The sequence below is a fragment of the Actinomadura mexicana genome, from assembly GCF_900188105.1.
In the GTDB taxonomy this organism is placed as follows: domain Bacteria; phylum Actinomycetota; class Actinomycetes; order Streptosporangiales; family Streptosporangiaceae; genus Spirillospora; species Spirillospora mexicana.
This window is the reverse complement of record NZ_FZNP01000018.1, coordinates 16,922-31,148: the sequence shown is the minus strand read 5'-3', so window position 1 is coordinate 31,148 and position 14,227 is coordinate 16,922. Positions and strand designations below refer to the sequence as shown.

Annotated in this window: 12 protein-coding genes; 7 read left to right on the top strand and 5 right to left on the bottom strand. The window is 74.4% G+C overall.

The window, feature by feature from the left end:
• Positions 1 to 134 precede the first annotated feature (134 nt).
• Entirely contained in the window at positions 135 to 1,145 is a 1,011-nt protein-coding gene (locus CHC11_RS33495; RefSeq protein WP_089315890.1) for a CDP-alcohol phosphatidyltransferase family protein, read from the top strand.
• A gap of 75 nt (positions 1,146 to 1,220) precedes the next feature.
• Here CHC11_RS33495 and CHC11_RS33490 read toward each other — a convergent pair whose 3' ends face one another.
• On the bottom strand, positions 1,221 to 2,033 hold the full coding sequence (locus CHC11_RS33490; protein WP_179279133.1) for a class I SAM-dependent methyltransferase: 813 nt from the start codon (positions 2,031 to 2,033) through the stop codon (positions 1,221 to 1,223).
• 114 nt (positions 2,034 to 2,147) lie between these two features.
• Between CHC11_RS33490 and CHC11_RS33485 the strand changes: the two genes are divergently transcribed.
• Positions 2,148 to 2,831 carry a winged helix-turn-helix transcriptional regulator gene (locus CHC11_RS33485; RefSeq protein WP_089315889.1) on the top strand — a complete coding sequence of 228 codons (684 nt, stop codon included), beginning with the start codon at positions 2,148 to 2,150 and terminating at the stop codon, positions 2,829 to 2,831.
• Here CHC11_RS33485 and CHC11_RS33480 read toward each other — a convergent pair.
• From CHC11_RS33480 to wecB, 3 genes are all read right to left on the bottom strand, one after another.
• A complete protein-coding gene (locus CHC11_RS33480; protein ID WP_245920130.1) occupies positions 2,828 to 4,918 on the bottom strand; it encodes a glycosyltransferase family protein in 2,091 nt (696 codons plus the stop codon). The two genes, CHC11_RS33485 and CHC11_RS33480, sit on opposite strands and share 4 nt — an antisense overlap.
• 86 nt (positions 4,919 to 5,004) lie before the next feature.
• On the bottom strand, positions 5,005 to 5,748 hold the full coding sequence (locus tag CHC11_RS33475; protein WP_089315887.1) for a hypothetical protein: 744 nt from the start codon (positions 5,746 to 5,748) through the stop codon (positions 5,005 to 5,007).
• Positions 5,741 to 6,853 carry a non-hydrolyzing UDP-N-acetylglucosamine 2-epimerase gene (wecB, locus tag CHC11_RS33470; RefSeq protein WP_089315886.1) on the bottom strand — a complete coding sequence of 371 codons (1,113 nt, stop codon included), beginning with the start codon at positions 6,851 to 6,853 and terminating at the stop codon, positions 5,741 to 5,743. The genes CHC11_RS33475 and wecB overlap by 8 nt, the downstream gene beginning before the upstream one ends.
• A 23-nt stretch (positions 6,854 to 6,876) precedes the next feature.
• Here wecB and CHC11_RS33465 point away from each other — a divergent pair, with 23 nt between their 5' ends.
• The 3 genes from CHC11_RS33465 to CHC11_RS33455 all read left to right on the top strand — a co-directional run bounded on the left by CHC11_RS33465 (position 6,877) and on the right by CHC11_RS33455 (position 10,950).
• On the top strand, positions 6,877 to 8,331 hold the full coding sequence (locus tag CHC11_RS33465; RefSeq protein ID WP_245920102.1) for a glycosyltransferase family 4 protein: 1,455 nt from the start codon (positions 6,877 to 6,879) through the stop codon (positions 8,329 to 8,331).
• 19 nt (positions 8,332 to 8,350) lie between these two features.
• Positions 8,351 to 9,613: a nucleotide sugar dehydrogenase gene (locus CHC11_RS33460; RefSeq protein WP_089315884.1), complete on the top strand. Its 1,263-nt coding sequence runs from the start codon at positions 8,351 to 8,353 to the stop codon at positions 9,611 to 9,613.
• Positions 9,614 to 9,816: 203 nt separating this feature from the next.
• Complete coding sequence (locus tag CHC11_RS33455) at positions 9,817 to 10,950, top strand: glycosyltransferase family 4 protein (RefSeq protein WP_089315883.1); 1,134 nt, start codon at positions 9,817 to 9,819, stop codon at positions 10,948 to 10,950.
• Positions 10,951 to 10,977: 27 nt separating this feature from the next.
• On the opposite strand, the gene CHC11_RS33450 is transcribed toward CHC11_RS33455, so the two are convergent.
• Positions 10,978 to 12,948 (bottom strand): outer membrane protein assembly factor BamB family protein, encoded by a 1,971-nt coding sequence (locus tag CHC11_RS33450; RefSeq protein WP_143227416.1) that lies wholly within the window; start codon positions 12,946 to 12,948, stop codon positions 10,978 to 10,980.
• A 146-nt stretch (positions 12,949 to 13,094) separates the two neighbouring features.
• Between CHC11_RS33450 and CHC11_RS33445 the strand changes: the two genes are divergently transcribed.
• Complete coding sequence (locus CHC11_RS33445) at positions 13,095 to 13,691, top strand: HD domain-containing protein (protein WP_089315881.1); 597 nt, start codon at positions 13,095 to 13,097, stop codon at positions 13,689 to 13,691.
• A gap of 33 nt (positions 13,692 to 13,724) precedes the next feature.
• Positions 13,725 to 14,222: an SRPBCC family protein gene (locus CHC11_RS33440; RefSeq protein WP_089315880.1), complete on the top strand. Its 498-nt coding sequence runs from the start codon at positions 13,725 to 13,727 to the stop codon at positions 14,220 to 14,222.
• Positions 14,223 to 14,227 lie beyond the last annotated feature (5 nt).

The following is a 14,227-nucleotide window of genomic DNA, read 5'->3' as shown; positions in this document are numbered from 1 at the left end:
CGTACGCGCGCCCCGCCCCCTGCACCCACGGCGGTGATCGTCAAGTGACCGGACGATCACGATCCGGGAGATCGCCAGTGACCGGAACCGGACAGCCGATACGATCAGACCGCTCCGCGAACGAAAGGAACCCCATGGCGAACTTCACGCTCGACGACGTTCGGCAACGGACGTACAAGGCGCGTGACGCCTGGTGGACCGTGCTGCTGGTCGACCCCCTCGCCGCAAGGCTGGTCAAGTTCACGGCCAACCGGACGCGCGTGACGCCGAACCAGCTCACCGTCGGCGCGCTCGTCCTCGGCCTCGCCGCCGGCGCCTGCTTCGCCGTCGCGTCCTGGCCGTGGCTGCTCGCCGGCGCGCTGCTGTACCACCTGTCGTTCACGCTCGACTGCATGGACGGCAAGATCGCCCGGTTGAAGGGCACCGGCTCGGTGTTCGGCGCCTGGCTCGACTACATCTTCGACCGCGTCCGCGTCCTGGCCTGCGCGATCGCCCTGATGGCCGGCCAGTACGCCGCCACCGGCAACGTCGCCTACGTCTGGACGGCGCTCGGCGTCGTCTTCCTCGACATGCTGCGCTACATGGACGCGCTGGAGATATACAAGGTCCGCTCGCAGATGCGGACGACCCTCACCGCGGCCCGCGAGGAGGCCCGGACGCTGGAGCTCGCCGCCCGCCGCGCCAACGGCGACCTGGCGGACGCCGACGAGGACCTGCGCTCCGCCGAAGCGCTCACCGAGGACCCCGAGGCCGACGCGGAGAACCGCGTCGTCGGCGACGACCCCAACGCGGCGGTCCTCCAGGCGGGCTTCAACCAGCGCTTCCCCTGGTACGCCCGCATCCGCAACGTCCTCATGACGGGCCGTATCCGCCCCCACCTGATCAGCGGCATCGAGTTCCAGATGGGCGTCTTCATCGTCGCCCCGATCGCCGCCGCGATCGTCCCGGGCGCCATCATCCCCGTGGTGATCCTCAGCGGCATCGGCCTGCTGGCCTTCGAGCTGATCATCATCTACAAGTTCTGGCTCTCCAGCCGCGACTACAGCCGCAGCCTCGCCAAGCTCAACGCCAAGATCGAGACCCACCGCGCCGCGCTTCCCGCCGAGCCCGTCCAGGCCGGCGCCGCCGTCGGCAGCTCCGGCTGACCCGTACCTCCGGAAGGTCCCCGCGGCGGCGCCGCGGGGACCTTTCTCATGGACGGAGCCTTCCCGGGCCGCCCTTCAGCCGGCGCGGCGGGCCGTCACCAGGAGGTACTCCCAGTCCATGGACAGGGTCGGCGCCCCCCGGTCGTGCTCGCGGGCCAGGCCGGCGAGGGCCTCGTCCAGCGCCGCGACCTTGCCCGGGTCTCCGGCGATGCGGTCGTAGACGCTGATCGTGGGCCCGTAGCGGCCCTTGAAGTAGTCGCGGAAGTCGCCGGGCTTGTCGAACAGGTCGACCCGCAGCGCGTCGCGCCGGAAGCCGACGTCGGTGACGCGCTCGCCGAGCAGCGCCCGGACGTGCTCGGGGCTCCCCCACAGCGGGGGCGGCTGGGCCCCCGGCGGGGGCGGCGGCGCGTAGGGCCTCATCACGCCGAACATCCGGCCGATGAACCCCTCCGGCGTCCAGTTGAGCAGCCCGATCGTGCCGCCCGGCCGGCAGACGCGCACCAGCTCGGCCGCCGCGGCCTCGTGGTGCGGGGCGAACATGACCCCCACGCAGGACAGCACGGCGTCGAACTCCCCGTCCTCGAACGGCAGCGCCTCCGCGTCGGCCACCCGCCACTCCAGCTCCGCGCCCCGCCGCGCCGCGGCGGCCCGCCCGGCGTCGAGCAGTTCCGGCGTCAGGTCGCCGGCGACCACGTCCGCGCCCGCCAGCGCCGCCGCGACGGCGGCGTTCCCGGTCCCCGCCGCGACGTCCAGGACCCGCTGCCCGCGCCCGATCCCGGCGGCGCGCACCAGCGCGGCCCCCAGCTCCGGGATCACCTCGTCCGCCAGCGCCGGGTAGTCGCCCGACGCCCACATCGCCCGATGCGCGGCCTTCACCGCATCCCCCATGACATCTCCCCTCGTGTCGTGGACGTCCACGCTAGGGATCGGCCGGGCGCGCTCCTAGTACAGGATCTGTACCGGCCCTGGCAGCCGGCGCCGCGGCCGCCTAGCCTGCCCGTCATGGGGGCTTCGTACTACCAGTTCTGTCCCGTCGCCAAGGCGATGGAGCTGCTCGACGAGCGCTGGACGCTGCTGATCGTCCGCGAGCTCCTGTCGGGGAGCGAGCGCTTCAACGAGGTGCGGCGCGGCGTGCCGCGCATGTCGCCCACCCTCCTGGCCAAGCGCCTGAACCAGCTCGTGCGCGCCGGGGTCGTCGAGAAGCGGGACGACCGCTACGTCCTGACCCCGGCGGGCGTGGAGCTGCGCCCGGTGGTGGAGGCCCTCGCCGTCTGGGGCGTGCGCTGGATCGGCGAGCTGGGCGAGCGCGACCTGGACCCCAAGCTCCTGCTCTGGGACATGTGCCGGCACGTGGACGCCGGCGCGGCGCCCGAGGGCCGCACCGTGGTCCTGTTCGGCTTCCCGGACGTCCCGCCCGCCGCCCGCCACTGGTGGCTGGTCCTGGACTCCGGCACGGCCGACCTCTGCGACGAGGACCCCGGGCACGAGGTCTCCGTCACCGTGGCCGCTCCCCTGCGCGCCCTGGTCGAGATCTGGCGCGGCGACCTGGCCTGGTCCGACGCCCTGCGGGCGGGGACGGTGGAGCTGCACGGGCCGGAGCACCTGCGCCGCGGCGTCCCGACGTGGTTCACCCTCCCTCCCTTCGCCGCCGTCCCCCGTGCCGCCCGGACGGGAGGAGCGGTCTAGCCGGTGAGGAGGTCCGTCCACTGGCGGCAGACCTCGTCCAGGCCGTAGGCGGCCTTCACCTGGGCGCGGGCCTGCTCGGCATCGTCCCGCCAGCGGTTCAGGGAGACCGTGGTGGCGATGGACGCGGCCATGGCGGAGGTGTCGTCGTGGATCCAGCGGCGCTCGTAGATGGTGTCGGCGCCGGGCCAGGGCAGCAGGGCCGGGACGGCGCCCGAGGCCATGCCCTCGGCGGGGGCGAGGTGGAAGCTCTCGTCGTCGCTGGTGGACAGGACCCATCCGATGCGGCGCAGCCAGGAGGGCACGTCGCGGCCGTAGGAGTCGAACACGACGCCGCCGGAAAGTAGGCGGGAGCGGCGGATGCGGCGGAAGACCTCCTCGTAGTGGGCCCGCTCCTCGTCCTTCTGCCAGATCCACCAGTACTCCCAGGGGAGCTTGGACTTGACGAAGAGGGTGAAGCGGGGGTCGTCGCGGCGGAGCTCCTCGACCACGTCCAGGGCCAGGTCCAGGCGCTTGCGGGACGGGGCGATGCCGATCATCCCGAGGTGGTGCTCGGCGCCGGGGAGCTTGGCGCGGTCGAGCTGCGCGTCGTCCACCCAGTTCGGGACCGTGACGACCTTCTCGGCGGGCCAGCCGGTGATCTCGCGGGTCAGCGCGCTGTAGTGGGGGCTGACGCAGACGACCTGGTCGACGGCGCCGATGTCGAGCTGCTTCGGCCAGGCCGCGTACAGCTCGAAGCGGTGCAGGCGCACGACGAGGCGCTGGTCCGGGCGCTTGCGCTGGGCGAACCAGAGGGCGTTCGGGCCGCACCACTCGCAGACGATGACGTCCGCCCAGTCGACCAGGGCCTGGCTGCGCTCCTCGTCGTGGGCCTTCAGCGCGGCCCAGTGGTCGACCCGGACCTCCAGGTCGGGACGGGAGCGCAGGTAGTCCAGCAGGCGGGAGAAGAACTTCAGGTCGTGGCCCGCCACCCCCACGCGCAGGCGGCGCCCCTTCACGGCGAGGACCCTCTCGGACGGCTCCGGGAACGCCTGCGCCAGGTGGTCGCGGAGGCGGGCGGCGGCCGCGTCGAGGGTGAATCCGGCGGCGGCCGCGCGGCAGCGGTCCGCGGCGAGCGTGAAGACCTCCGGGTTCTTGCCGATGAGCGTCAGGGCGTCGAGCACGTCGTCCTCGGTGGCGGCGAACAGCGGGTAGTCGGTCCCGAGGAGCCGTTCGTGCATCGGGGTGCGGTTGAGGACGACCGGGACGCCGAGCGTCCCGCACTCCAGCACCTTCGTGGACAGTTCGAGGCTGGCGTCCATGGAGGCGTCGCGCCAGGACAGGCCCACGTCGCCGGCGGCGGTCAGGCGCATCGCCTCGGCGCGCGGGTGGCCGCCGTGCCAGACGACGCCCTCGCCCGTCTCCAGCGCGGTCCTCATCCGGGACGCGAAGCCGGGGTCGGACGGGTCGTCGTGGATCTTGTCCCCGACCATGTGCAGCTCGGCGTGCACGCCGCGCATGGCCAGCAGGCGCGGGAGGGACGTCATCTCGTAGGTGTTCCAGCGCGGCGCGAACTTGCCGGTGTAGACGAGGCGGAGCGGGCCGTCGGAGGGGCCGGGGCGGCGCGTCTCCAGGCCGTCCGGGAGCACGACCACCGGCGGGAACAGCACGCTCTTGCCGGCCGTGGCCGGGACGGCGCCCTCCAGGAACCCGCGCAGCTCCTCGGTCTGGCAGAGCAGCATGCGGGAGGCGTCCGCGATCCGGCGCAGGTCGCCCTTGGCCGAGGCGGTGAACTCCGCGGCCGACTGCGGGACGTCGGTGAGGTACGTCCAGAGCCGCCCGGCCATCGGGCCCGCGGCGAGCTTGCCCGCGAGGAGGCGGCCGCGCACGACGACGAGGTCGTACGGGTCCTCCTCGTCGACGCGGGCGAGCACCGCGGCGGCCTGCCGCGCGGCCATGCCGGCGGCGCCCTCGAACAGGCCCTCGGCGTGCGGGCTGCGGACGGTGACGCCGGGCAGGGCGCGCAGCGGGTCGACGAGCCGGCCGGTCCGGACGGGGGCCTTGAGGACCAGGGTCACCTCGCAACCCGCCCGGACCAGGGCCTGCACCATGCCCTGGGCCCAGATGGCCGAGCCGTCGATGATGTTGAGGTCGACATCGCCGTATACGAGAGCACGTGGTCGCACTGTGGTTCCTTTCAACGGGCCGGACCCCTGGGCACGGCTGTGCTCGGGGCGGCGCGGTCTCCCGGGCCGTCCGGCGGCGCCGGGTCGAGGAGCCGGGCGAGCCCGGCGGGCGCGGTGGCGGTCGCGTCCCAGTGCAGGGACGCCAGGGTGGCGGGCGGCGCCTCGCCCCACAGGACGAGCGGGAGCGAGCGGGCCGCGGCGATCCGGCGGATCTCGTGCAGCGCCAGATCGCGGTCGTACATGCCGGGGACCCCCAGGTAGGCCCACGGCCCGCCGGGCTCGCCGGCCGCCGCGTCCACCACGAGCGCGTCCACGTCGGCGGCTTCGAGGGCGATCGCGGCGTCGTGCGGGTAGAGGGCGACGACCTTGGCGTGCTCGGCGAGGACGGCGGCCGTGCCGGGCGCGAGCACGCCCGCGATGATCGGGACGTCGGACGGGCCCGCGACGAGCAGGCGGTCCTCCGGCCGGTTCACGCGGTCCGGCTGCACGCCGCCGCCGCCGGTGCGCGCCGCCCTCGCCGAGACCGGGGCGCTGCGCTTGCGCCAGAGCCGGTACAGCTCCCTCGGCAGCCGCTTGCCGCGCTTGGGGTTGCGCGCCGCGCCGGCGACCAGCCGCCCGAACTGGACGGCCGTCGATGCCTCCAGGGCCGCGAGCCGCCTCTCCATCTCGTCGAGGCGCGCCTCGCGCTCGCGCAGCGTGGACTTCAGCCGCCCGAGCTGCTGGTAGGCCTTGACGTTCCGCTCCTCGTCACTCACCCAGGAACTCCATGATCACTTCGGCGATGCGGGGGCCGGCGTGGCCGTCCCACAGCGGCGGCCTGCGCTCGCCCGGCCCGCCCCCGGGCGCCGATCCCCCTTCCAGGCACTTGCGGACCCCCGGCACCAGTTCCTCGAACGTGACGAGCCGATTCGTGCCGTGGGTGATCGTGATCGGCCGTTCGGTGTTGGGGCGGACGGTCAGGCACGGCACCCCGAGGATCGTCGTCTCCTCCTGCAGGCCCCCCGAGTCCGTGACGACCGCCGCCGCCCCCCGCACGGCCGCGATGAAGTCGATGTACCCGAGCGGCTCCAGGATGTGCACGCGGTCGTGCCCGTCCAGCCCGGCGGCCAGCAGGTTGGCCCGCCCGCGCGGGTGGACGGGGATGACCAGGTCGGCGAGGTCGGCGACGCCGTGCAGGCGCCGGACGAGGGCCGCGGCCGTCTCCGGCGCGTCGACGTTCGCGGGCCTGTGCACGGTCGCGAGGACGTAGCGCTCCGGCAGCCCGTGCGCCGCCCGCACGGCGGCCGTGTCGAACTGGTCCAGGTTGGCCAGCAGCGTGTCGATCATCGGGTTGCCGACCAGGTGCGCCCGCTCCACCGCGACGCCCTCCGCGGCCAGGTGGCCGATCCCCTCCGGGCTCGTGACCAGGCACAGCGCGGAGAGCTGGTCGGTGATCCTGCGGTTGACCTCCTCCGGCATCGTCATGTCGAAGCTGCGCAGCCCGGCCTCCACATGGGCGACCGGGATGTGCAGCTTGGCCGCGACGAGGGCGGCGGCGATCGTCGAGTTCACGTCGCCGTACACGATGACGAGCGCGGGTGAACGACCCGTGAACTCCTTCTCCAGCCCGATCATGAGCGCGGCGGTCTGCTCGGCGTGTCCGCCCGACCCGACGCCGAGGTTGACGTCGGGCTCGGGAAGCCCGAGCTGGTCGAAGAAGATCTCCGACATGCGCGCGTCGTAGTGCTGGCCGGTGTGGATCACCGCCTGCTCGGCGCCCGCCGCGGCGAGCGCCGATATCACCGGCGCCGCCTTGACGAAGTTGGGCCTCGCCCCGAGGACGTGCACGATGGGTGCCAACACAATTTCCCTTCTGTTCATCGGGGTTGCCTACCGTCCGGCCTGTGGCCGACGAACCCGTGAAGAAAACCGTCTACCTGGCCGGACTCGCCTGGCGCCAGCTCCGCGACGACCCCGGACGGGCGTCGCGGCTCGCCGTGCGGCTGGCCGCCCGGACCCCGCTCGGCGCCCGGCTGCGGCGCTCCCGCCTCGTCGTGCCGAGGCCCCGGAACGCGGGACGCGAGACGCGGGACCTGCGGCTCCTGCTCGCCGAGCCCGCGCCGCCGCGCACGCGCCGGGCCGGGCAGGGCACGACCGTCCTGCAGTTCGTGACCAACGCTCTGCCGCGCACCAACGCGGGCTACACCGTCCGGACGCACCGGATCGCCCTCGCCCAGCGCGGGATGGGGCTGGACCCCCACATCGTGACGCGGCTCGGATACCCGCTCAGCCAGGGCATCGGCGACGCGCGGGCGCGCGTGGACGTGGACGGCGTCCCCTACCACCGGCTGCTGCCCTGGTTCCCGCGGACGGATCCGCGCGACACCGTGGCGAAGAGCGCCGACCTCGCCGGACGGCTGGTCGAGGAGCTGCGGCCGTCCGTCCTGCACGCGGTCAGCAACCACCTGAACGCGGCCGTCGCGCTGGAGCTCGGACGCCGCCACGGCGTCCCGGTCGTCTACGAGGTGCGCGGCTTCCTGGAGGACTCCTGGCTCTCCCGCGATCCCGCGCACGGCGAGGACGACGAGTTCTACCGGCTGACCCGCGAGCTGGAGACCCGCCGGATGGCCGAGGCGGACGCGGTCGTCACGCTCGGCGAGGCGATGCGCGCGGAGATCGCCTCCCGCGGCGTCCCCGAGGAGAAGATCTTCACGGTGCCGAACGGGGTGGACGAGGCGTTCCTCGCGCCGCTCCCGGACGGCTCCGGGCTGCGCGAGCGGCTCGGGATCGACCGCGGCGCCACCGTCGCCGGCCTCACGTCCTCGTTCTACGGCTACGAGGGCATCGACACGCTCATCGACGCGGCCGCCCTGCTGCGCGACCGCGGCGCGCCGGTCACCCTGCTGCTGGTCGGGGACGGCCCCGAGCGGGGCGCGCTCGAACGGCGCGCGGCCGAACGCGGCGTCCACGCCGTGTTCACCGGCCGGGTGCCGATGGAGTCCGTTCGCCAGTACCACGCCGTCCTCGATGTCTTCGCGGTTCCGCGCCGGGCGGACCGGGTGTGCCAGTTGGTGACGCCTCTGAAACCGATCGAGGCCATGGCGGGGGGAATCCCCGTTATAGCCAGTGATGTCAAGGCTCTCCGCGAAATCGTGGAACCGGGCGTGACGGGGGCGTTAACAGTTCCGGAAGACCCGGAAGCCTGGGCGAATTGTCTGGAAGATCTGGCTTACAGTCCCGAATGGAGACAGAAAATCGGGCGGTCGGCCCGTGAATGGGTCGCGGCGGAACGGACCTGGCGCGCCGTGACGACCGGATACCGGGCCGCCTATCGCTTCCCGACACGCCAGAGCACATAGATCGAAGGGAGCCTGCCGCGTGGATCTCGTGGTCATCGGACTCGGCTACGTGGGGCTGCCGCTCGCGCGGGAGGCCTGCCGGGCCGGCCTGCGGGCCGGCGGGCTCGACCGGGACGCCCGCGTGGTCGCCGGCCTCAAGGCCGGGATGTCGCACGTCGACGACGTGGCGCCGGCGGAGGTCGAGCACATGCTGCAGGCGGGGTTCGCCCCGAGCCTGCACGAGGACGTCCTGGACGGCGCCCGCACCGTGGTCATCTGCGTCCCGACGCCGCTCTCGCCGGAGGGCGGACCGGACCTGACCGCGGTGCGCGGCGCCGCCGAGACGGTCGCCCGCCACCTGGAGCCCGGGACGCTGGTGGTGCTGGAGTCCACCACCTACCCGGGCACGACCGAGGAGGTCGTGCGGCCGATCCTGGAGACGTCCGGCCTGGTCGCAGGGGAGGAGTTCCACCTGGCGTTCTCGCCGGAGCGGATCGACCCCGGCAACCCGGTCTACGGCGTCCGCAACACCCCGAAGATCGTCGGCGGGCTGACCCCGGCCTGCGCGTCGGCGGCCTCGGCGTTCTACGGCAAGTTCGTCGACCGGGTCGTGGAGGCCAAGGGGACGCGCGAGGCCGAGATGGCCAAGCTGCTGGAGAACACCTACCGGCACGTCAACATCGCGCTGGTCAACGAGATGGCGGTGTTCTGCAACGAGCTCGGCATCGACCTGTGGGACGCCATCGACTGCGCGGCCACCAAGCCGTTCGGGTTCCAGGCGTTCCGGCCGGGGCCGGGCGTCGGCGGGCACTGCATCCCGATCGACCCGAACTACCTGTCCTACAAGGTCCGCTCGCTGGGATACCCGTTCCGGTTCGTGGAGCTGGCCCAGGAGATCAACGACCGGATGCCCCGGTACGTGGCGGAACGCGCCCAGCAGCTGCTCAACCGGGAGGGCCGCGCGCTCAAGGACGCGCGGGTCCTGCTGCTCGGCGTCACCTACAAGGCCGACATCGCCGACCAGCGCGAGTCGCCGGCCCGCCCGGTGGCGCGGCGGCTGGCCCGCCTCGGCGCCGACCTGTCGTTCCACGACCCGTTCGTCGCCGCGTGGGACGTGGACGGCGAGCCGGTGGCCTCCGCCGGGGACGACCTGACCGCGGCCCTGGAGGCGGCCGACCTGGCGATCGTGCTGGCCGACCACGCCGCCTACGACGCGGCGACGCTGGCGCGGCACGCCCGGCTGCTGTTCGACACCCGCGGCCGGACGCGCAACGTCCAGCAGGACACCGTCGAGCTCCTCTGACGGCGGGCTCCTTTCCGTGGCGGGCTTCTTTGACGAAACTTCTCCATCCGGTGGGGCTTGCCTGACCGACGGCCTTCCCTTTCAGTCAGGGAAGAGTCGCCCGGCAGCGTCCACGCCCCGGACAACGGGAATTCATCGGCAATTTCCATCGGCACCCGAGACTCGCCGGTGATGAACGAATCGGACGTTGCGGAGTGAGTGTGATGCGGGTCTGCGTTTGCACGGTGGTGCACCACCCCGAGGACGCGCGCATTCTGCACCGGCAGATACGCGCCCTGCTCGACGCCGGTCACGAGGTCACCTACATCGCCCCTTTCCGGGCGTGTAACGCGACCCCGTGGCGCCAGATCAGCCCGGTGGACGTCCCGCGCGCCACGGGACGGCACCGGGTCCGGGCCCTGCGCGCCGCCCACCGCGCGCTCGCCGAGCACGCCGCGTACGCCGACGTGGTCCTCCTGCACGATCCCGAACTGCTGGTGTCGCTCCCGCGCGAGCTGCTGGGGCGGACGGTCGTCTGGGACGTCCACGAGGACACCGCCGCCGCCCTCTCCGCCAAGGGCTGGGTCCCCGGGCCGGCCCGCCCCCTCCTGCGCCCGGCCGTGCGCCGCCTGGAGCGCCGCAGCGAGCGGCGGCACCGGCTGCTGCTCGCCGAGGAGGGCTACCGGTCCCGGTTCCGCGAGGACCACCCGGTCGTGCCCAACACCACCTACGTGTCCGACCTGCCGCCCGGACCGCCGGACAACCGCCGCGCCGTCTATGTCGGGCAGCTCTCGCGGGCCCGCGGCGCCCTCGACATGATCGAGATGGCCCGGACGCTGGCCGCCGCGGGCGTGCTGGTGGAGCTGATCGGCGCGGCCGACCCCGACGTCCGGGACGCCCTGCGCGCGGCGCAGCGCGAGGGGATCGTGCGCTGGTACGGGTTCGTCCCGAACGACCGTGCGCTGCGCATCGCCGAGGGCGCGATGGCCGGGCTCGCGCTGCTGCACGACGAGCCGAACTACCGGCACTCGATGCCGACGAAGATCGTCGAGTACATGGCCCGCGGCATCCCGGTGATCAGCACGCCGAACCCGCCGGCCGTCGACATCGTGGAGCCCGCCGAGTGCGGCCTGATCGTCCCGTTCCGCGCCCCGGAGGCCGCGGCCAAGGCGGTCCTGCGGCTGCGGGACGACCCCGTCCTGCGCACCGCGTTCGGCAGGCGCGGCCACGAGGCCGCCCGAGAGCGTTTCCACTGGCCCGTCCACGCCGAACGCTTCGTCGCCCAGCTGGAGGCATGGGCGGGCCGAACCCCCATCGCCGTCCCCGAACCGGAGGCCGAACCGGTCTCCGAGTTCTGAGCCGGCCGGGACCGGGGGCGGGCCCGGTCAGGAGCGGGCCTGGGACAGGTGGCGCAGGCGGTAGGCGATGGAGCGCGCGAGGCGGGCGGCGGCTCCCGGCGGCCGGTTCGCCTCGACCATCACCACGCACCGGCCGACCCGCAGTGCGATCATCCCGGCGGTCGGGCCGATCTCGTAGGCCTCGTCGCCCCCGATGTCGCGCCGCCGCCGGGCCTGCGCCTGCGCGGCCTGCAGCGTCTCCAGCATCCGCGACGCCGCCGCGTCGGTGTCGGCCACCCAGCGGACGCTCACCGTGAGGCCGGTGACGGCGGCCTCCGGCCCGTCGTCCTGCTCCGGGCCGCCCTCCCGCGGCCCCGCCGAGGGATCGGGCGTGGCCGAACCCGCCGCGCCCGGCTCGGGCGAGGGCGGTCTCCGGGCGCCGGACCCGGCCGGGTCGCGCCTGCCGCCGCGCGGCATGTACGTGCAGGACACCGGCTGCGGAAGGCGCACCGTCCCGGCGGACGCGCGGCGCGGCTCGGTGGCGTAGCCGGTCATGCGCGCCGCGGCCAGATCGGGCTTCCTGAGCAGGGAGCACGCGTCGGGCCAGTCCTTCTCCGGCACGCCGCCGAGCTCCGGCGGCCCGGCGCCGGCGAGCCCGCCGCGCAGGGCGACCAGCCGCGCCCCGCCGTCCGGGCGCGGCGCCGCCTGCGGCAGCGCCGCGTACAGCAGCCCTCCGGCGGCCGCCAGCCAGGGCCGGACGCCCGGCAGGTCCGGGTCCATCGAGAACGGCGCGGGCGCGGTCGTGGCGCTGCCGTCGCCGGGCTCGACGATGTCGAGCCCCGCGGGCAGCAGCCCCTCCGACAGCCGGGGGCGCAGCGCGAACACCTGCCCGCCGGCCTGCGCGAGCGCGGTGTAGGCGGGCACGTCGCGGCTCCACCCGACCCGCCCGGACGGAACGTCCACCGCCTCCATGCGGGCCTCGCCCGGCCCGTCGGTGCCCGTGCCCTCGGTGCCCGTTCCCCCGGTTCCCGCCCCGTCGGTGCCCGCCCCGTCCGGGTGGTAGACGACCACGAGCCGGCCCGGCGCCAGCACGCCCGGGCACATCAGGTCGCCGCAGACGTCGTCGCCCTTCCAGACGCCGAACTGGCGGCCGCCGTCGTCGAACGCGCGCAGGGCCGTCCCGTCCGAGACGAGCGCCACCCCGTCCAGCATCGACACCTCGGGCGACTCCCGGGAGCCGAGCCACCGCTCCCAGCGCACGATGCCCTTCGCCGGGTCGACGGCCAGCAGCCGGCTTCGTCGTCCCCTGTCGCTGCCGGGGCCCGCGCAGCGCAGGCCCAGCGCCGCGAGGTCCTCCCGGCCGTCGGACGGGTGCGCCCCGCCCTCGAACAGGCGGCAGCCGCGCGGCAGCGCCAGCCGCCACACCCGGTTCCCCGTCACGGCCGACACCCCGAACAGGGTCCGGCGCCCCTCGTCGGCGGTGAGCAGCACGTCGGACCCGGCGGGCCAGCGCAGCGTGGTCCGGGAGACCGCGGCGGGGCGCTCGTCCTCGCGCCGCCACAGCAGCCCGCCCGACAGCGCGTCGAACGCGACGAGCATCCGGGCGCCGCGGTCGCCGTCCCGCTCGAAGTAGGCGACGACGCGCGACCCCGTGGACGTCCAGCCGAGCAGGGACCACCCGGCGCGGCGGTAGCTCCAGCGGGCCCGGCCGGTGCGCGCGTCCCGCGCCTCGATCCCGTGCCCGGACGCCGTCACGACCTGCCCCCGCGCGACCTGGTAGGCGACGCCGTCGTAGCCGGCGACCGAGCCGCGGTGCGTCCGCGTCGCGTGCTCCCAGCTCACCGCGAGCGGGCCCGGCGGCGGGCCCACCTCGCTCTGCGGCGCCACGGGCTCCCCGGTCACGGTGTGGCGGACCTGCCACCACTCGGCGCGCAGCACATAGGTGTCGACGAGGACGACGCAGAGCGCGACGGCGACCGCCCCGGACAGCAGACCGAGCGTGACGCGGACCCTGCCCACGGACTCCGGTCGGCCGTCAGGCCGCTGCCGGCTCCCGACCACGACCGCGCCGCCTCCCCCCACGTACGGTGAACCACAAGGACGACACCCACCATGCCCTGTGCGGGGCTCCCGCGCGACACGGCCGGGAAGAACGGAGCGAACCCGTGGAGGTCTTCACCCGCTGGCACTCCTGGGAGACGGCCCGCGCGGACATCACCGCGTCCGGCGCGCCCGTCGGGCTGGACGGCCTGGAGCGGGCCGTCGCCGCCGCCCTGCGCTGGCACGGCGACCAGCGGCGGCCGACCGGCGCCCCCTACGTCGAGCACCTGCTGGAAGCCCTCGAAGTGCTGGTGCGGGGGGCGGGGGTGACGGCGCCCGCCGTCCTGTCCGCCGCGGTCCTGCACGACGTCGTCGAGGACACGCCCGCCTCCCTCGCCGACGTGGAGGCCGAGTTCGGCCCGGAGGTGACCGAGCTGGTCGACTGGGTCACCAAGCCGCCGGCCGCCGGCGCCGGGCGCCAGGCCAAGCGCGCCGCCAGGGCCGCCTACCTGCGGCGTCTGGGCGAGGCCCCGCGCGAGGCGGTCCTGGTCAAGCTCGCCGACCGCGCCAGCAACGTGCAGACCCTCGACCGGATGGCGCCGGACTTCCAGCGCCGCTACTACGCCGAGACCCTCACCTACATCGCCCCGCTCGCCGAGCCCGAGCCGTGGTTCAGGGCCTGGTTCGCGGACTGGCGGCGGCATTTCGCCCACCTCCAGTGACCCGCCGGTCATGAAGTGGGAGGATGCGGAGCCATGGAGCGCGAGTGGGTCGTCGAGGAGAGCGTGGTCGTCGCCGCGCCGGCGCGTGACGTCTACGCGGCCGTCGCGGATCTGCGGCGGATGGGCGAGTGGAGCCCCGAGGTGTTCGCCACGTGGGTGCGCGGGCGCGCCGTCGGGCCGGGGACGAGGTTCGTCGGCTTCAACCGCATCGGCTGGCGCGTGTGGTTCACCACGTGCCAGGTGAGCACGGCGGTGCCCGGTGAGGTGTTCGCCTTCCGGGTGTCGAGCTTCGGGGTGCCCGTGGCGCTGTGGGGATACCGCTTCGAGGACGTCGCGCAGGACCCGTCCGCGCCCCGCACCCGGCTCACCGAGTACTGGGAGGACCAGCGCCGCGACCACCGGGGCGCGGGGTTCGTGTCGCTGCTCGGCAAGCTCTTCACCGGCGTCCCCGCCGAAGGGCGCGCCGAGGTGAACCGCAAGGGGATGCGCGCCACGCTCGACCGGATCCGGACGGCCGTCGAGAAGGGGTGACCCCC